The organism is Serratia quinivorans (assembly GCF_946227985.1).
GTDB classification, from domain to species: domain Bacteria; phylum Pseudomonadota; class Gammaproteobacteria; order Enterobacterales; family Enterobacteriaceae; genus Serratia; species Serratia quinivorans_A.
The window spans coordinates 1,082,896-1,101,817 of the sequence record NZ_CAMKGL010000001.1; the positions used below are offsets into that span (position 1 = coordinate 1,082,896).

Sequence of the window (18,922 nt, forward strand, 5' to 3'; positions counted from 1 at the left end):
ACATCGGCATAGTAATCCTCCTTTTATTTCGTTGGTTAATGAATGAACTGAGTATAGGGCGCTTTGACCGGTTGCGCCACTGTGAATATCTCTAGTTATCAGTGCAGTACACGGAAAGCTCTGTCGGGATTATGCAGAGAGAGGCGTCGGTGCGGATAATCGTGCTGAATGGGAGTAATACTGATATTTAAGCGCAGATTAAGCAGTTATCATAATCACAGTTTATGATTAGCCAAGCGGGTCGGTAAATACCGGCCCGCTTGTTTCGTCTGTCTATCATGCAAACGCTGAGCACCGAATTTATGTTAAAGCCCCGTCAGATTATTCTTTTCCTGTTCCTGCTATTTGGCTTGCAGTTGGCGCCGCTGACCAGCGTCGCCGCACAGGATGATGATGTTCCTGTTGTTGAAGCCCCGGTAGACCCTGCGGTTGCGCTGAAGAACTACCAAAAGCAGTTGGACAGCATCAAGCAGCAGGTTTCCAAAGCCGATAACGATAACCAGCTTAGCAAACTGAAGCTGACTACCGACGATCTGGCCGCCGGGTTGGATAAACTGGCAACCGATCTACAACCGGCGCAGGAGAAACTGCAGGGGCAACTTGATGTATTAGGCCCGCAGCCGGCCGCCGGGGCGATGGCTGAAACCGCCGCCGTGGTGCAGCAACGTAATACATTGAACAACAGTAAAAAACAACTGGACGATGCGGTGAAGCGCGCACAGGCCATGCGGGCCGGTGCGATTGATCTGGGCCAGCAAATCAGTGACTTGCGTCGTGTGGCGTTCAAAACCCAGTTGGCATTGAACACCGGTAGCGTACTCGGCAGCAAATTTTGGTCGCCGGTGGTGCAGCCTGCCGCCAGTGACATGCAGCGATTGGACGAGTTTAATACGGCCATGAAACAGGCCTGGGACACCAGCTGGCAGGAAGAGTGGCGCTACGGTACCCTCACTCTTTTGGTATTGGCGGTGATTATCTGGTCATGGGGACGTTATTTTTCCGAACGCTTTCTGGCCTGGGTGAGTATTCGTTTTCTGCCGGATGGCCGTTTACGCCGCAGCTTTATGGCGATAATGACCGTCACCGTTACGGTTATCACCACCGGTATTGCGCTGAATCTGCTGTATCTCACTTTTACCCGCGTGCAGCCGCTGCCGGGGATGCTGGAAGATTTTGCCGAAGGCTTTTATCGGTTGGGGATTTTCTGCGCACTGATTGCCGGTTTGGGCCGGGCGACGCTGTCTCTTAACCGCCCGTCTTGGCGTCTGGGCACCATGGATGACGCGGTGGCCGCCGGTTTACGCTATTTCTCGCCGCTGCTGGCCGGGTTAGCCTTGGCATTTGGCTCGATTGAGCTTATCAACAACGTGGTGAGTGCCAGTTTGGGCACCACCATTTTCGGCAACGGCCTGGTTGCCGGATTAATCGGTATGGTGCTGTTGGCGATGCCGCTGCGTTCCCAGCGCATTCGCCGCCGGCTGGAGCAGCAGGGGGAGCACGTAGAGAAACGCTCTACCCTCAGTGGCCTGTTGCACATGAGCACCCTGGTGTGTTCGGTGATAATCCTGTTTTCACTGCTGGTGGGGTATATCGCCTTCGCCCGCTTCCTGACCTATCAGGTGATCTGGGTCGCGCTGGTGCTGATGGCGTTTTATTTTCTGCTGATGTTCGCCACCGATCTGTGCGGTGCGATATTTTCTTCGCAGACCGCCAGCGGCAAGATGCTTAAAAAGTCCTTCAACTTCAAAGACCGTCACCTGGAGCAAATGGCGATTATCTTCACCGCCATAGCCAAGTGTTCTCTGTTGTTATTAATGATTGTCTCGCTGTTTAACGGCTCGTTCGGCACCACCACGCCCAACTCGTTGCTGGACAAGATCATTGCCATTCTGAGCGGCGAAGGGCTGCAACGGCTGAATATTGTGCCGGGCAACCTGATTAACGCGGTTATTTGTCTGGCGATCGGTATCTATATTCTACGGGTGACCCAGCGCTGGCTCAGCCAGGAACTGTTGCCGAAAACCATTTCAGACATCGGTATTCGTGCCTCACTGGTCACGTTGTTCAGCAATGTGGGTTATGTGCTGCTGATCCTGATCACCCTGGCGGCGCTGGGTATCCAGTGGAACAATCTGGCGTGGATCGTCAGTGCGTTGTCGGTGGGTATCGGTTTTGGTCTGCAGGAGATTGTGAAGAACTTCATTTCCGGCTTGATCCTGCTGACCGAACGGCCGGTAAAAGTGGGGGATATGATCGGTATTGGCGGTGTGGAAGGGGATGTGCGCCGTATTAACGTGCGTGCTACAGAGATCCAACTCAGTGACCGTTCGACCATGATCGTACCCAACTCGCAGCTCATCTCGCAAAACGTGCGTAATGCTACCATGGGCAATGCACAGGGCGTGGTGACCATCGCGCTGACCTTCCCGACGGATATTGACCCGGAGCAGGTGCGCAATATCTTGCTGAGCGCTTACCAGGAGTATGAAGCCATTCAGGAAACGCCTGCGCCTTATGTTCGTTTTAGCCAGCTCGGCCCGGACGGCATTATTCTTAGCGTGACCGGTTATGTAGCCAGCCCGCGCATGGTGGGTTCCACCAAGAGTGAATTGCTGTTCAATATCCTCAAGCTGCTGCGCGCGGAGCGGGTCAATATGTCCAGTCCACAGGAAGTGGTATTTATGAAGCAACAGGCGAAAAACCTGACCAACGACGAAGAACAATCTTCGTAATTAGCGCATTGCAATGGCTCGCCTCGGGCGAGCCATAAGGCAAACTCAGTGCATCGCCGGTACCACGGACTGCGAGCAATCGCTGTTGGCACTGGCGGACGTGTTATTGCAGGTTTGTGGATCGTTATGTACGGGCGGTGGCGGGACATCCTGTGGGCCGCCTCTGCCCATACAGCCGGAAAGCATCAGCATCAACAGCACAGGGAGCATTGTTTTCATCGCAGTTATCTCCATCCTGAACACTCCCTTAAGTATAGCCATGTATCAGCGGCGATAATCTTGCCAGATGCTCCTCCTCAGGAGTTTCCCCGGATTTGTGAAGACGTGGGACCACGGAATGCCCGGCGCCATTCGCTTGGACTGACGCTGAATTTCGCCTTAAAACTCTGGCGGAAAGAAATTGGCGACTGAAACCCGGCCATGTCAGACACGCTTTCAATACTGCTGTCCGTCGTTTCCAGCAGCTCCTGACTTCTCTGAAGACGTTCAGCGTTTAACCAATCCCCCAGCGTTGTCCCGGTTGCCTTAAAAAAATGGCGGGTAAGTGTCCGCCTGCTCATGCTGACAAACCCCGCCAGTGAGTCGAGATCGTGCGGCTTATCAAGGTTTCGCCGCAAATATTCAATCAGTTCGTTTATTTTATTATCCCGTGTTGATACCGGAACCGGACGTTCAATAAACTGTGCCTGGCCGCCTTCCCGATAAGGAGGAACCACCATTCTTCTTGCTACACGGTTAGCAACCGCTGAACCGTAATGATCCCGGATAATATTCAGACAGCAGTCAATACCGGCGGCGGTGCCGGCAGAGGTAATAAGGCGTTCATCGCTGGTATACAGCGAGTTGCTGTCCAGACGAACGGCGGGAAATCGTTCAACGAAGTCCTGTTCGAACTCCCAGTGTGTTGCGGCCCGGTGCTGATCCAGTAAACCGGAATAGGCCAGCACGTATGCACCGAGACAAAGCCCAACCACTTCTGCGCCGCGCTGCCATGCGCTTATCAGCTTATCAAGCAACGCCTGAGAAGGTCGCTCTTCCGGATGATTCCAGTAGGGAACGATAACAATGTCTGCGACGTCAAGTAGCTCAAGGCCATGCTCCACGTTGATGGACAGGCCAATATCAGACAGGACGACACCCAATTTTTCAGCACAGATTTCCACGCGGAATAAATCCGGCTGCGGCATAGACTGTCCGAAAATAATGCAGGGTACTGAAAAGTGAAACGGGCTGAATCCGGCCGTGGCAATCACGGCGACCGTCAATGCAGACATAACGTTAACCTTGCAGTAAAGGAGAGCCGCCGGACCACCGGCGGCAAAATTTCAACTGTTCAAAGGATAACAGGTGACCTGTCGGAATAGCATTCTTCCCCTGAATCAATCTTAATGGCTTATCAGAAAGCCATTGTTTCACCGTCTGCAGGAATAAGAACCTTATCTTCAATGCCGTGTTCAAGTGAGAACTCGCGTAACTCCGCGCGAGTAAGGAGGCAATGATTGATCGATTCCATATGAGACGCCACGACGGTCGCCGTCGGCAACATCTTAAGCGTGCGCAACGTATCTTCTTTACCCATGATGATCGGACCGTAAAGGTCGTTGACCGCATAACCTGTATTGAGTACCACAATCTCCGGTTTGAAGCGCTGCAGGCTTCTCGCATAAGGCTTGACCCAGACGGTATCCCCGGCGATATAAAGCGTTTTTTCATCATGATGAGTGAAGACCAGACCGCATGCATCACCCAGTAGTTCACCCCATTTGGCATCGGCGTACAGTTCGTTACTGCCGTGCTGGCCGTCTGTTTTATAAATCGTCAGTCCGTCAACAAAATGATTTTCCTCTTTCAGAACGCGGATGTTAAGAAAGCCCTGAGAACGGATCAGCGCCGCGTCGCTCTCATCCTGTGTATAAATAAGCATGTCTTTGGGTACAGCCTGCTGCGCTGCTTCATCCCAGTGGTCGGTATGCGTATGGGTCAGGATAACGGCATCAACAGCCAGTAGATCTTCCACAGACACGGGCAAGGCGACCATGGGATTACGCAGGTGCGGGCGAGCATTCCCGGCAAATCCATCCCAGGCTTCCTTTTCTGCCAGCATCGGGTCGATAAGGAATTTTTTACCGGCATATTCCAGCACGAGAGTGGCATTGCGAATTTGCGTTAATTTCATTGATTGCTCCAGTGATTCATCAGATTTTGAGGCTCAGCCACGGCCTTTGGTATTATTGGGCAGGGTGGCTGCGAGTGGCTTTACTATAAGAGGAGGAAGGGATAAGCCGTGACATGCTCACAGGTCATTAGTCGATGAAATCAGGTCAATCGCAGTGGTTAAGTTTTTTTACTGTCCTTTCTCCGCGGCTAAAAGGCCTGTTCAAAAGTAATAGAAGAAAGGACAGTAAAGGGAACGACCAGCATCGTTACCCCTCCCATTACAACAGAGGGCGGATCGGCTCCAGGTGCTGCTGCATTAATCTTTGCATTTGCACCAGGTGAGGGGCATCCGCTTTTTCGCGCATCAGGTAAATGCCGACGGTACAGCGTTGGCCTGGCTGAGTCAGTTGCAATGGCTCGATGCCGTAATTGGCAAAATAGCCCGCCATGCAGGCAGGATAGGCCAGCAGCACCGCGTCGGAATCGTTGATCATATCCACTGCCGACATCATCGAGTTGGTCGAACAGATCACCCGTTCCGCCAGGTGCAGGCGGTTACGCGCCAGCTTTTTCGGCTGCATATCCTCCACCATATGATGGTAGCGGCTTTCATCCGGCGTCAGCTCGACGCAGGGATAGTCCAGTAAAGCGTCCGGCGCGACCGGTTGGCCCAGTAATGGATGCCCGCGTCGCACGAACATGGTGTCGCTGGTGCCGAACAGCGGCAGAAAACTGATGCCTGCCTTGGGGTTCAACCCCTGAATTTCATGACCGATAAACAAATCGATATCGCCGCCCAACAGTAAATCCATCAGGCGCAGATGGTTACCCAGATCGATATGGATGTTTACCGATGGATGCAGCTTGCGGTAGGCGTTGAAACTGTCGCGCACAAACATATACCACCAGGCATGACCGGTGCCCATGCGTAGGCTCTGTTCCTGACGCGCCTTGATAAAGGCCAGTTTGATCAGCGTATTGTCATAAATTCGCTGCATCATCTGTGCCTGCTCCAGCAGCAGGTCACCGTATTCGGTGGTTTTCACCCCGGTTGAGGTACGTTCCAGCAGTTGCACCCCCAGATTTTCTTCCAGTTTCTTCATGTTGTGGGTCAGCGTTGGCTGGCTCAGGCAAAGCTTGTTTGCTGCATGACTCACATTTTTGAACATCGCTACTTCGATAAACTGCCGCAGAATTTTGTCCACGATCATATTTTCCACTGGTGGTATAGAAAGTTTCTATATCGTAGCGATGAAAAACGATTTCCGCCAATGACCCGCCTTCGATAGCTTGCTCCTATGCCGGTATTCCCAGCCGCCACCCCAGAGGATGCAATGAGAAGATTGATATCGAGTATGGTTGCTGCCGCACTGGCGTTGACAGCGGGTCAGGCGCAGGCCGACACGCTGCGCATGCAATGCGCACCCAGCAAAGAGGGGCGACAGTATTGCAATGAAATTAAGCAGCGCTTCGAAGCCCAGACGGGGCATAGCCTGGAGTTTATCGATCTGCCTCCCGCTTCTGATGAAAAGCTGTCGCTGTTCCAGCAACTGTTTGCGGCCAAAGACGCCAGCGCCATCGATCTGTTCCAGGCCGATACCGTGTGGATCGGCGTACTGAACAAGCACCTGCTTGATTTGACCGACAGCGTGAGCGACATCAAACCGGATTTTTTCCCTGCCGCCTGGCAAAACAATGTGGTGAACGGCCGGGTCAAAGCGGTACCGGCCTATCTGGACAGCGGTGCGCTCTACTACCGTAAGGATTTGCTGGAAAAATACGGCGAACAGCCGCCGGTAACCTGGGCCGATCTGACCCGCATCGCCACCCGCATTCAGCAGGGGGAACGTGCCGCCGGCCATAAAAATTTCTGGGGACTGGTGTTCCAGGGTAAATCCTATGAAGGGCTAACCTGCAACGCGCTGGAGTGGGTGTCTTCGCAGAACGGCGGCAGTTTTATCGACGCCCAGGGCAATATCACCATCAACAACTCACAGGCGGCGCAGGCGCTGAATATGGCCGCCGGCTGGATAGGCAAAATTACGCCGAAGGGCACGCTTGGCTACATGGAGGAGGAGTCGCGGGCGGTATTCCAGAACGGCGATGCCCTGTTTATGCGCAACTGGCCATACGCCTACGTGCTGGCACAGGACAACAGCAGTGCGATCCGCGGCAAGGTGGGCGTGATGCCGCTGCCAAAAGGTGCCGATGGCCGTTCAGTCAGTGCGTTGGGCGGTTGGCAGTGGGCGATAAACGGGTATACCAAAAACCCTCAGGCGGCGATCGCGCTGCTGAAAATCGTCAGCGATGCCGAATCACAAAAAAGGGCGCTGGCACTGCTGGGCCAGGCGCCTTCCCGCACGGCGTTATACGACGATCCGCAGGTACTGGCACAGGCGCCTTATCTGGCTGACTTTAAGGGCATTTTCGCTCAGGCGATGCCGCGCCCGGCAACCCAAACCAAAAGACAGTATGCGCAGGTCTCCCGGGCTATCTACAACGCCACCTTTAACGTGCTGCGCGGCGATAGTGACGGTGTCACGGCAGTGGCGGATCTACAGCAACGGCTGGAACGAATTAAAGCCAGAGGATGGCGTTAAAAGCAGGGTCATTATCCATTAACCGCCGGAGTCTGATGCATGAAACGCGATACTCACGCTTTATCCCTGACGGCCACGCCGGCGCCTGCCCATGCGCGGGCGTTCAGGCGCAGCAAGCTTAATCACCAACAGCGTCGCAGTCGCATCGCCTGGTTACTGGTGGCACCGGCCATGCTGTTGCTGGCGACGGTGGCGGGTTGGCCACTGCTGCGCACCCTGTTTTACAGCTTCACCGACGCCATGCTGGACGCGCCGGACGACTATCGCTTTGTCGGTTTCGCCAACTACCTTGACCTGACTACGGACGGCCAGCATTACGGGGTGCTGGCGGATCCGCTGTGGTGGCTGGCGGTGGGCAATACCTTGCGCTTTAGCCTGTTATCCGTCTCGCTGGAGCTGGTGTTTGGCATGCTGCTGGCGTTGCTGATGAATCAGAAATTCCGTGGGCAGGGGCTGGTCCGTACCGCCATTTTGGTGCCCTGGGCCATCCCGACTATTGTTTCCGCCAAAATGTGGGGCTGGATGTTTCATGACCAGTATGGGGTGGTCAACGACCTGCCGCTCAAAAGCGGCATCATCGCCACGCCGTTGGCCTGGGTGGCGGAGCCGGGGTTGTCGATGTGGGCAGTGGTGATTGCCGACGTCTGGAAAACCACGCCGTTTATGGCCTTGATGTTGCTGGCTGCGCTGCAACTGATCCCTGGCGATTTGTATGAGGCCGCGCGGGTCGATGGTGCCAACGCCTGGCAGCGCTTTCGCCGCATTACCTTGCCGTTGATTATGCCGGCGATGATTGTCGCGCTGATTTTCCGGGTGATGGATGCGTTGCGGGTGTTTGATCTGATCTACGTGCTGACCTCGAATAGCGAGGCCACGGTGTCGGTATCCGGTTATGCCCGCGACCGCATGGTCAGCTATCAGGAAATGGGCTCTGGCTCGGCCGCTTCGGTGCTGGTGTTTATGATGGTGGCGGGTATCGCCGCCAGTTTCCTCACGCTGGGTCGCCTGAATGATAAGGAAAAACGCGCATGAAACTGAGCCGCCTACAGCAAAAGTACGGCCACAAGGCGCTGATATTTGCCGCCGCCGCGTTGGCCAGCCTGATTTGCCTGTTTCCTTTCTATTACGCGCTGATCACCTCATTGCGTTCGGGGCAGGATTTGTTCCAGGTCGCCTATCTGCCGAGCAACCTGCACTGGGGCAATTACCTGACGGCACTGATGGAAAACGGCATCGCCCGCAGCCTGCTCAATTCCATCGTCGTGGCGACGCTGACGGTAGGCATCTGTCTGCTGGTGTCAATTACCGCCGCATTCGCCCTGGCGCGCATCCGTTTTCGCGGCCGCAAGTATCTGCTGTTCACCATTCTTTGCGTGTCGATGTTCCCGCAGGTGGCGGTGCTGTCCGGCATGTTCGAACTGGTGCGCTTTATGGGGCTGTATGACTCTCTGGGTGCGCTGGTGTTGTCCTATACCACGTTCTCACTGCCGTTTACCGTCTGGGTGTTGACCACCTTTATGAAGGCGATCCCGGCGGAACTGGAGGAGGCGGCGATCGTCGACGGTGCCGGTACCTGGACCATCATCAGCCGTATTTTTGCGCCGATTATGGGCCCGTCGCTGGTGACTACCGGGCTGCTGGCATTTATCGGTGCCTGGAATGAATTCATGTTCGCGCTGACCTTTGTCATCTCCAGTGGCAAACGCACCGTGCCGGTAGCGATTGGCATGCTGCAGGGCGCTTCTCAGTTCGAACTTCCCTGGGGCGCCATCATGGCGGCCTCGGTCAGCGTCACACTGCCGATCATCGCACTGGTTCTGATTTTCCAGCGCCGTATCGTCAGCGGATTAACCAACGGTGCAGTAAAAGGCTGATTTTCGATTAACCCTAAGCAGGAGCAAACCAATGGCTACAAAAATCGTTTTAGTGGGTGCGGGCAGCGCGCAATTCGGCTACGGCACGCTGGGGGACATCTTCCAGAGCAAGACGTTGTACGGCAGCGAAATTGTGCTGCACGACATCAACCCGGCCGCTCTGGCGGTGACAGAGAAAACCGCCCGGGACTTTTTGGCGGCGGAAGATCTGCCGTTTACCCTCAGCGCCACCACCGATCGTAAAACCGCGCTGCGCGGGGCGGAGTTTGTGATTATCTCCATTGAGGTGGGTGACCGTTTTGCGCTGTGGGATCTGGACTGGCAAATCCCGCAGCAATACGGTATCCAACAGGTCTATGGTGAAAACGGCGGCCCCGGTGGCCTGTTCCACTCGCTGCGTATCATTCCGCCGATCCTCGACATCTGCGCCGACGTCGCTGACATTTGCCCAGATGCCTGGATATTTAACTATTCCAACCCGATGAGCCGCATTTGCACCACGGTGCATCGACGCTTCCCGCAGCTCAATTTTGTCGGCATGTGCCACGAAATTGCCTCGTTGGAGCGCTATCTACCGGAGATGCTCGACACTTCGTTTGAAAACCTCAACCTGCGGGCCGCCGGGCTTAACCACTTCAGCGTGTTGCTGGAAGCCCGCTACAAAGACAGCGGTAAAGACGCTTATGCCGATGTGCGTGCCAAGGCACCGGATTATTTTTCCCGCCTGCCGGGCTACAGCGACATTCTGGCTTACACCCGTACCCACGGCAAACTGGTACAGACCGAAGGCAGCACCGAGCGTGATGCACTGGGCGGCAAAGACAGTGCCTATCCCTGGGCCGACCGCACGCTGTTTAAAGAGATCCTGGAAAAATTCCACCACTTGCCGATCACTGGCGACAGTCACTTTGGTGAGTATATCCGTTGGGCCAGTGAGGTCAGCGATCATCGCGGCATCCTCGATTTCTACACCTTCTATCGCAATTACCTCGGCCATGTGCAGCCGAAAATCGAACTGAAGCTGAAAGAGCGCGTGGTGCCGATCATGGAAGGAATACTGACCGATTCCGGCTATGAAGAGTCGGCGGTCAATATCCCTAACCTGGGGTTTATCAAACAATTGCCGGAGTTTATTGCGGTTGAAGTGCCGGCCATTATCGATCGCAAAGGCGTGCATGGCATCAAGGTCAACATGCCGGCCGGCATCGGTGGCTTGCTCAGCAATCAGATTGCCATTCACGACCTGACCGCTGACGCGGTCATTGAAGGCTCGCGTGACCTGGTGATCCAGGCGCTGTTGGTGGATTCGGTCAACGACAAGTGCCGGGCGATCCCCGAGCTGGTGGACGTGATGATTTCGCGTCAGGGGCCGTGGCTCGATTACCTTAAATAAGCCGGATGGCGGGGCGCTTGTTGTCGGCGTCCCGCTCAATGCCAACTGGGTGTGAGAACGGGAGGAATATGGCGCAATTAACGCTGGAAAAACTGCAAAAACGCTACGGGGCTAACGCCGAGGTGATCAAATCGCTGGATCTGCAGATCAATAGCGGCGAGTTTGTGGTGATCGTCGGGCCTTCCGGCTGTGGCAAATCTACCCTGTTGCGGATGATCGCCGGGCTGGAGGAGATCAGCAGCGGTGGCATGTATATCGATGGCAACTACGTCAACGACGATACGCCCGCCGAACGCGGTATCGGCATGGTGTTTCAGTCTTACGCACTTTACCCGCACATGAGCGTGTATAAAAACATGGCGTTTGCGCTGGAGTTGGCGGGGCATTCGGCGGCGGAGATCGACAGTCGGGTGCGTGAGAGTGCGCGAATCTTGCAGCTTGAACCATTGCTGGAACGTCGGCCGAAGGATCTTTCCGGTGGTCAGCGGCAACGGGTGGCGATTGGCCGCGCCATCGTGCGCGAACCCAAGCTGTTTCTATTCGATGAACCACTGTCCAATCTCGACGCGTCGCTGCGGGTACAGATGCGTATGGAGGTGGCATCGCTGCATAAGCGGCTGAGGTCGACCATTATTTATGTCACCCACGATCAGGTGGAAGCAATGACGCTGGCCGATCGCATTGTGGTGCTCAACCAGGGACATGTTGAACAGGTGGGGACGCCGCTGGAACTGTATGACCAGCCGGCCAATGAGTTTGTCGCGCAGTTTATCGGTTCGCCAAAAATGAACCTGATCCCGGCAATTTTACGGCGTGTCGGTGAACGCCAAAGCGTGGTGGAACTGGACAACGGCAAGGCGCTGGTGCTGCCGATCGCCACGCCAGCCGGCGCGGAAGGCCAGAGCGTTAACGTCGGCATTCGGCCGGAGCATATTCGCGGCGGTGAACGGGCCCAGTGCGAGTTTCAGGGGGAGGTGATGTTCGTTGAACACATGGGCAATGAAACCTATCTCTATCTGGATAATGGCAACGCTTGCGAGCCCTGGGTACTGCGTAACCCCGAGCGTTCGACCATTCAGGCCGGTGATACGGTGGGTGTGCGTCTGCCGGTGGAATGCTGTTATCTGTTTGACTCTCAGGGCCAGGCGTTCCAGCGTATTTTGACGTCGGCACAGGCACATTAATAGATAAAAGGAAAATGACATGAGTGGTGGGCAAAGGGTGCGCTGGTGGAAACAGGCGGTGGTTTATCAGATCTATCCGCGCAGCTTTATGGATTCCAACGGCGATGGCATTGGCGATCTGAATGGCATCACCGACAAGCTGGACTATTTGCAGTGGCTGGGCATTGACGTGATTTGGATCTGCCCGATGTATCGCTCGCCAAACGACGACAATGGTTACGATATCAGTGATTATCAGGCCATTATGACGGAGTTCGGCACCATGGCGGACTTTGACCGTTTGTTGGCCGAAGTGCATGCCCGCGGCATGCGTTTGATACTGGATTTGGTGGTCAACCATACTTCGGATGAACATCCGTGGTTTATTGAATCCCGGTCATCTCAATCGAGTGCCAAACGTGACTGGTATATCTGGCGAGACGGCAAAAACGGCGCGGAGCCCAACAACTGGGAAAGCATCTTCAACGGTTCCGCCTGGAAATATGACCCCGGCAGCGAACAATACTTTCTGCACCTGTTCTCGGAACGTCAGCCTGACCTGAACTGGGAGAATCCGCAGGTGCGTGCGGCGCTGTATGACATGATGCGCTGGTGGCTGGACAAGGGCATTGACGGTTTCCGCATCGATGCCATCTGCCATATGAAAAAACAGCCGGGGCTGACCGACATGCCCAACCCACAGGGGTTGCGTTACGTGCCGTCGTTCGAACGGCATCTTAACTACGACGGCCTGTTGGACTATGTCGATGACCTGTGCGAGCAGGTATTTAACCGCTACGACATCATGACGGTGGGCGAAATGAACGGCGCTTCGGCGCAGCAGGGTGAGGACTGGGTGGGGGAACAGCACGACCGCCTGAATATGATCTTCCAGTTTGAACACGTCAAACTGTGGGAAACCAGCCATCAGCAGTCACCGGACGCTGGGCTCGATGTGATGGGTCTGAAAGATATCTTTACCCGCTGGCAGACATTGCTGGAAGGTAAAGGTTGGAACGCGTTGTACGTCGAAAATCACGATATTCCGCGCGTAGTCTCGAAATGGGGTGACGATAAGCAGTATTGGCGTGAAAGCGCCACCGCCATCGCCGCCATGTATTTCCTGATGCAGGGAACACCGTTTATCTATCAGGGCCAGGAACTGGGGATGACCAATACCGTCTTCAAGAGTCTGGCCGACTTTAACGATATTGCCGCCAGAAACCGCTTTGCCAGGCTGCGGGAACAGGGCATGGATGAAGCGCAGATCCTGGCGTTCCTCAGTCGTAGTGGGCGCGATAATTCACGAACCCCAATGCAGTGGGACGACGGGCCTCACGCTGGTTTCAGCACGGTGACGCCGTGGTTCGCATTGAATGCCAACTTTGAGCAGATTAACGTGGCGCGTCAGCGTAACGAACCGGATTCGGTACTGAGTTTTTACCGGGCCTTGATCCGCCTACGCAAGCAGGATCCGATGTGGGTCTATGGCCGCTACCAATTACAACTGGCGGCGCATCCTAATATTTACGCCTACAGCCGTAGCCTGGATGAACGGCAAGGGTGGGTATTGTGCAACCTGAGTGGTGAATCACAACAAATTGACTCTCAACTCTTGCCGTTGGGAAAAAGATCATTGTTGTTGAGTAATTATTCCCACCAGGGTGAACGACAAATGCTTCGCCCTTATGAGGCACGAATCTATCAATAGGGGAAATATTGCAATGGATTGAACCAGGCCCTAAATTAGTTTCTATGGGAAAGTTATTTAAAATCGTCAACTTTCCCAGTTAATGACTTCCCAGAACAATTGCAAAAATACGGTTTGTTCTACTTTAAAGCGTATGGGATGGCTTAAATGACCAGAAACCCTACAGACTTTTGTTTGATTCCTCCCCCCGCAGCCACGACATTCTTTAATATGTTGATATTTAAATGATTTTATTTCGTTCATTTTGAGGGGAGAGCATTTTACGGGCTGTGCCCCAACAGTAACACCCCCTAAACCAAGGTGAAATTTTATGATTTTTTACGATTTCACTTTTAATTTCACATTAACAACGCGTGTATTGGCCCTAATGTTATTTTTTTTCACATGCCAGCGTGCAACTTTAGCGCTACTCTGACCAGGCTGTGTCTAATTAAGGAAGATGCCATGTGGAATAGGCAAACTAACATAGGGATATGTTATGAATTCCTCTGTTACCCCATTGAATTTCATTTCCTCGAGATTCTTTCCCAAAGCACACCTTTTTCATGACTCTGCGATAATACTCATGGCTTAGGAATTAATTGGTATTTATCTTAAATTGTCAGGGTAACAATAATAATATCATATCGTGATTATTATTTAATTGTTCTTTTTCAATCGGATGAATTTCTTAGCCAGTCTATTTATTCACTCAGGAGCACACTAATGAACCCGTGTTTGGACTTTATCGGTATTGGCATCGGTCCGTCCAACCTCAGTATTGCTGCGCTTGGCAGCGAAATCGAAGGTTTTAATTGCAAATTCCTTGAGCGCAAAACGCAGTTTTCCTGGCATCCAGGCATGATCCTGGCGGAATGTAGTATGCAAACCAGCTTTTTGAAGGATCTGGTGACCGCCGTCTCGCCAACCAACCCTTATAGCTTCCTCAACTATCTGGTGAAAAGGAAAAAATTCTACCGTTTCCTGACAACGGAACAACGCACAGTGTCACGTGAAGAGTTTGCCGATTATCTCAACTGGGCTGCCACGGGCCTGGATTCGCTGGTTTTCAACCAGGACGTTCAGCGCGTGGAGTTTGATAGCCAACAGCGGCAGTATGTTGTCACCACCCAGAATGAGGTGTTTTACGCTAAACACGTCTGCGTGGGTATTGGCAAGAAGGTTAAACTGCCGGACTGCGTGACCGAACAAAATGATCAATGTTTTCACGCCAGCGAAATGATGTTTCGTCAGCCAAACCTTAGCGGAAAACGCGTGGCCATTGTGGGCGGAGGTCAAAGCGGAGCCGACCTGTTCCTTAATATTTTTCAGGGCGAGTGGGGCCGGCCAGAGCAACTGAGTTGGATCTCCCGACGTAACAACTACAACGCTCTTGATGAAGCGGCATTTGCTAACGAGTATTTTACGCCCGATTACGTCGACGACTTCTACACGCTCAGTGACACGGCCAAACAACAGATGCTGCGCGAACAAAAAATGACCTCCGATGGCATCACCAGCGAGTCTCTTTTGGCTATTTATCGCGCCATGTATCACCGTTTCGATGTCCTGCAAGAAAAACGCTGGGTACGCCTGCTCCCCAGCCGCTCCGTGACCGCCCTTAATAGCCAGGATAATTTTTATCGGTTGGAAACACAGCATCATCTTGATCGTGGGCGTGAGACCCTGGATGCCGATGTGGTTATCTTTGCTACCGGTTATGAACAGGCTCAACCGGCTTTTCTTGCCTCCCTGGCGGATCGGGTGTTGACCGATGCCGATGGGCAATATCGTATTGCCGCTGATTTTACCCTTGAGCGCGAGGCGGGGCATGAGAATGCTTTGTTTGCCGTCAATGCCAGCATGCACCACCACGGTATTGCCGATCCTCAGCTCAGTCTGGTGGCCTGGCGATCGGCCCGCATCCTCAATCGGGTACTGGGCGAGAATAAATTTGATCTGAGTACCGCCCCGGCGATGATCCAATGGCGCAGTGAGCAATAACAGCCAATAGCAATAAACCTCCTTTGGTTCCTGTCAGGAGCCGTTTTAATACTTTGTTCAAGTTATGAGACAGGTTGTATGAAAAAGAATATTAATAAATTTATCATGAACCAATTGGCTACATTCACACCGACTTTTAAAACCAAATTAATATATAAAAAAGCGTTCGGGAAGAGATTAAATCTTAACCCACCAGTGACCTGGAACGAAAAGATAAATTATCTGAAACTTAACGGTTACAGCAACAATGCGCTGGTTACGCAATGTGCGGATAAATACGCAGTCAGGGAGTATTTGAAAGCGAAAGGCTGTGAAGAAATTCTCAATGAGCTTTACTTCGTTTGCGATTCAGTCGATGAGATCCCTTGGGGGTCTTTGCCCGATAAGTTTGTGATTAAGGGCAACCATGGTTCAGGTTACAACCTGATTTGCCAGGATAAAAAGTCACTGGACGTTACCAAAGCCGCTAAAACCATTGATAACTGGATGAAAGAGGACTACTGGAAAGTCTATGCAGAGTTGAACTATAAGCGGATAAATAAAAAAATAATAGGTGAGAAATTTATAGAGTCATCCAGTGGTCATGGCCCTGATGATTATAAAATATACTGTTTCCATGGTGTTCCTTACTGCACCTTACTTTGTGTTGGCAGAGAAACCGGCACGCCGAAATATTACTTTTTTGATAAAGACTTCAAGTTTCTTTGTTACAGCCAGGATTGCCTGGCGCTTAGCCAACAGGAGATAGATGCCTTTGTTAAACCCGAGGGTTATGATGCTCTCTTCGAGTACGCCAGGACATTATCTGCGCCCTTTGAGTTTGTCCGTGTTGATTTCTATATTGCCAACGGCAAACCCATTTTCGGCGAATTAACCTTTACGCCCTCCGCCGGTATTGATACGGACATGCTCGAATCAACCGATATTTTACTTGGGAAGATGCTAAAGCTGAAATAACAGCAAATAATCCCCGGGTAGGGTGCAGTGGTACCCGGGGCTTTCAATCAAAAATCTACCGTTGCCTGCAGGCTCAGGCTGCGCGGTTCTCCCTCAATCACCCGCAGGTTGCCTGCGCTGGACGCATAGTACTCGCGGTTGAACAGGTTTTTGACGTTCAGTTTAATTTGAGTGTGTTTGCCGACAAGCTTGCTGTCCCAGGCGATAAACGCATCTGCCACGGTGTAAGCCGGCATGGTAAAGCTGTTTTCCGGATCGCCGGCACGACGACCGACATAACGCCCCCCACCGCCAAGACGCACATCACCAGGAACCATCGGCAGCGTTATGCGATGGCTCAGGTACAGGCTGCCCATGTTGGTAGGGGCGTTTACCAGCCGGTTGCCGACGTTATCCGGGTTGAGGTTGTCTTCCACAATCTCGGTTTTGTCGTAGCTGTAATTGGCGGTCAGATCCCAGTTACGGGCGACTTCGCCGTTCAGCTCCAGTTCAACACCGGTAGAGCGTGCCTTGGGAATACTGCGAGTCACACCGTTAATAAAGATCGACATATTGTTTTCATCAATGCGATACAGCGCCAATGTGGCATCCAACGCCGGATTTACCTGCCATTTGCCACCCACTTCATAGGTGGTGCCGGTTTCTGGTGTCGCGACGTTGCCATTGTCATCCACCGCCGTTGACGGGGTGAAGGATCGGCTGTAGTTGGCATATAAAGAAACGGCCGGCGTCAGTTTATACACCACACCCGCCTGCGGCAGGAATTTGTCATCTTTGTCGTTCAGCGTATTTTTCGGGTTCTGGAAGCCGTTACTGTTGTTCTGATAATAAGACTGGTAGCGAGCGCCCAGTACCGCTATCCACTGGTCAGTCAAATGGATGCTGTCTTTGACATAGGCCGAGCGGCTGTACAAGGTAGTACGCAAATTACTCAGAGCATCATTGTAGGTGCTGCTGTTGGTTACCGGCGTTTCGCCATACGCCGGGTCATACATATTGAAGCTTTGCGAGACCTTGCCGCGATAGGAATAGGCCTTATAGGTTTGATTTTTCTCATAGTCGACGCCAATCAGCAGGTCATGTTGCATGCCCAGTGCAACCGGCGAACCATTCAGATCCCAGGAGTAATAGTCGGTCTGATGGTTGAAGCCGCGGTTGGCGTCCGCACGGCGTGAAACGATGCCGGTGGTGGTGTTGACTGCGGTGGCACGCACTTCATTACTGTCGTAGCGGCGTTGCATCCAGGCATAGTTAAAGCGGGTGGTCCAGGTGCTGTCCAGCGCATACTCATAGTGCGTGTTCAGACGTTTGTTCTTGCCCCAGGCGTGGTTGGCGTAGTCATCCAGCCTGCGGTTATAGGGGACATCGACCGGTTTGCCATTGATAAAGGCGGTACCCCGATCATAAGGGATATCGTACTTGTACTCGCTGTAGGCGATGTTAAAGGCAGCCTTGTCGCCAAACCAACTGAGCGAGGGGGCGAGCAACGTATGTTCGTCGGTGCCGAAATTGCGCCAGTAATCCTGGTGTTGGCGTTCGGCAATAAAGCGGAAAGCAAAGCCGTTCCCCAATGGCCCGGTGACATCAACGGAACCACTGCCGCCACCAAAGTTGTTGGTGGCGCCGCTGATACGGGTATTCCAGTCGTACTGCGGTTTTTTGCTAATCAGATTGATGATGCCGCCGGGGCTGAGAATGCCATACAGCAGCGAAGCCGAGCCTTTGAGAACCTCAACACGATCGGTGGTGGCATCCATGCTCAATCCCTGATTGCTGCGGATGCCATCGATAAATACCGAACCATCCGAGTTGACGCCAAAGCCACGTTTGACGAAGCCATCTTCGGTGCCGCCAAGGGTATTGCCCTGAGTCACGCCGCTGACGAATTTCATGGCGTCGTTGACGCTTTTGACTTGAAAGTCGTTGATCACCTCGGGGGTTACGACACTAACGGATTGGGGCACCTCGTTGAGCGGGGTGTTGGTTTTGCTGCCGGTTGATGCGGTATCTGTGCTGTAACCCTCGGCAGATAAAGCGTTGGTGGTCACAGTGAGTGAATCATCCTCGGCCAGTACGGCGGTGATGGGCAGCGCGGGCAAGACGCTAACGAGGAGGGGAAGCGAACGAAGAGCCTGACGTTTTTTGGTTTTTTTAAGACGATGATTTTCTACCTGGTGCATACCATTCCATATCAAAGTAATAAATAATAACGATTATCATTTTTATTATAATTCGCATATGTACGATTTGGATAGTTAATGTTTGTCCTGCGGATGCAGAAGGAAGTCCATCTTGGGTACAATGTTTTGATACTGGGCTTGGGGTCTCTCACTGACCCCGGCTGGGTTAAGG

Annotated in this window: 14 protein-coding genes; 9 read left to right on the plus strand and 5 right to left on the minus strand. The window is 53.1% G+C overall.

Going from position 1 to position 18,922, the window contains the following annotated elements; translation table 11 throughout:
• Nucleotides 1–302: 302 nt before the first annotated feature.
• Entirely contained in the window at nt 303–2,732 is a 2,430-nt protein-coding gene (locus tag OCH02_RS05095; protein ID WP_261430181.1) for a DUF3772 domain-containing protein, read from the plus strand.
• 45 nt (nt 2,733–2,777) lie between these two features.
• Here the strand turns inward: OCH02_RS05095 and OCH02_RS05100 are convergent, their stop codons facing one another.
• The 4 genes from OCH02_RS05100 to OCH02_RS05115 form a co-directional block, all read right to left on the minus strand.
• Nucleotides 2,778–2,951 (minus strand): hypothetical protein, encoded by a 174-nt coding sequence (locus OCH02_RS05100; protein ID WP_261152076.1) that lies wholly within the window; start codon nt 2,949–2,951, stop codon nt 2,778–2,780.
• A 77-nt stretch (nt 2,952–3,028) separates the two neighbouring features.
• On the minus strand, nt 3,029–4,006 hold the full coding sequence (locus tag OCH02_RS05105) for a GlxA family transcriptional regulator (RefSeq protein WP_261430184.1): 978 nt from the start codon (nt 4,004–4,006) through the stop codon (nt 3,029–3,031).
• 122 nt (nt 4,007–4,128) lie between these two features.
• Entirely contained in the window at nt 4,129–4,908 is a 780-nt protein-coding gene (locus OCH02_RS05110) for an MBL fold metallo-hydrolase (protein WP_261430185.1), read from the minus strand.
• A gap of 259 nt (nt 4,909–5,167) precedes the next feature.
• Nucleotides 5,168–6,100 carry a LysR family transcriptional regulator gene (locus OCH02_RS05115; protein WP_261430187.1) on the minus strand — a complete coding sequence of 311 codons (933 nt, stop codon included), beginning with the start codon at nt 6,098–6,100 and terminating at the stop codon, nt 5,168–5,170.
• A gap of 123 nt (nt 6,101–6,223) precedes the next feature.
• Here OCH02_RS05115 and OCH02_RS05120 point away from each other — a divergent pair, with 123 nt between their 5' ends.
• From OCH02_RS05120 to OCH02_RS05155, 8 genes are all read left to right on the plus strand, one after another.
• Nucleotides 6,224–7,489: an ABC transporter substrate-binding protein gene (locus OCH02_RS05120; protein ID WP_261430188.1), complete on the plus strand. Its 1,266-nt coding sequence runs from the start codon at nt 6,224–6,226 to the stop codon at nt 7,487–7,489.
• Between the two features lie 39 nt (nt 7,490–7,528).
• A complete protein-coding gene (locus tag OCH02_RS05125; RefSeq protein ID WP_261430189.1) occupies nt 7,529–8,521 on the plus strand; it encodes a carbohydrate ABC transporter permease in 993 nt (330 codons plus the stop codon).
• Nucleotides 8,518–9,363 carry a carbohydrate ABC transporter permease gene (locus OCH02_RS05130; protein WP_261430190.1) on the plus strand — a complete coding sequence of 282 codons (846 nt, stop codon included), beginning with the start codon at nt 8,518–8,520 and terminating at the stop codon, nt 9,361–9,363. The genes OCH02_RS05125 and OCH02_RS05130 overlap by 4 nt, the downstream gene beginning before the upstream one ends.
• Nucleotides 9,364–9,394: 31 nt before the next feature.
• A complete protein-coding gene (locus OCH02_RS05135) occupies nt 9,395–10,756 on the plus strand; it encodes an alpha-glucosidase (protein WP_261430192.1) in 1,362 nt (453 codons plus the stop codon).
• Nucleotides 10,757–10,824: 68 nt separating this feature from the next.
• Nucleotides 10,825–11,940, plus strand: a complete 1,116-nt coding sequence (locus OCH02_RS05140; protein WP_261430194.1) for an ABC transporter ATP-binding protein — start codon at nt 10,825–10,827, stop codon at nt 11,938–11,940.
• Between the two features lie 19 nt (nt 11,941–11,959).
• The gene (locus tag OCH02_RS05145) at nt 11,960–13,630 is read left to right on the plus strand and encodes an alpha-glucosidase (protein WP_261430195.1); all 1,671 of its coding nucleotides are present in this window, start codon (nt 11,960–11,962) and stop codon (nt 13,628–13,630) included.
• A gap of 705 nt (nt 13,631–14,335) precedes the next feature.
• Nucleotides 14,336–15,613 (plus strand): lysine N(6)-hydroxylase/L-ornithine N(5)-oxygenase family protein, encoded by a 1,278-nt coding sequence (locus OCH02_RS05150; RefSeq protein WP_261430197.1) that lies wholly within the window; start codon nt 14,336–14,338, stop codon nt 15,611–15,613.
• Between the two features lie 78 nt (nt 15,614–15,691).
• Entirely contained in the window at nt 15,692–16,570 is an 879-nt protein-coding gene (locus tag OCH02_RS05155) for an ATP-grasp fold amidoligase family protein (protein WP_261430199.1), read from the plus strand.
• Between the two features lie 47 nt (nt 16,571–16,617).
• Here the strand turns inward: OCH02_RS05155 and OCH02_RS05160 are convergent, their stop codons facing one another.
• On the minus strand, nt 16,618–18,750 hold the full coding sequence (locus OCH02_RS05160; RefSeq protein ID WP_261430201.1) for a TonB-dependent siderophore receptor: 2,133 nt from the start codon (nt 18,748–18,750) through the stop codon (nt 16,618–16,620).
• Nucleotides 18,751–18,922: the final 172 nt, after the last annotated feature.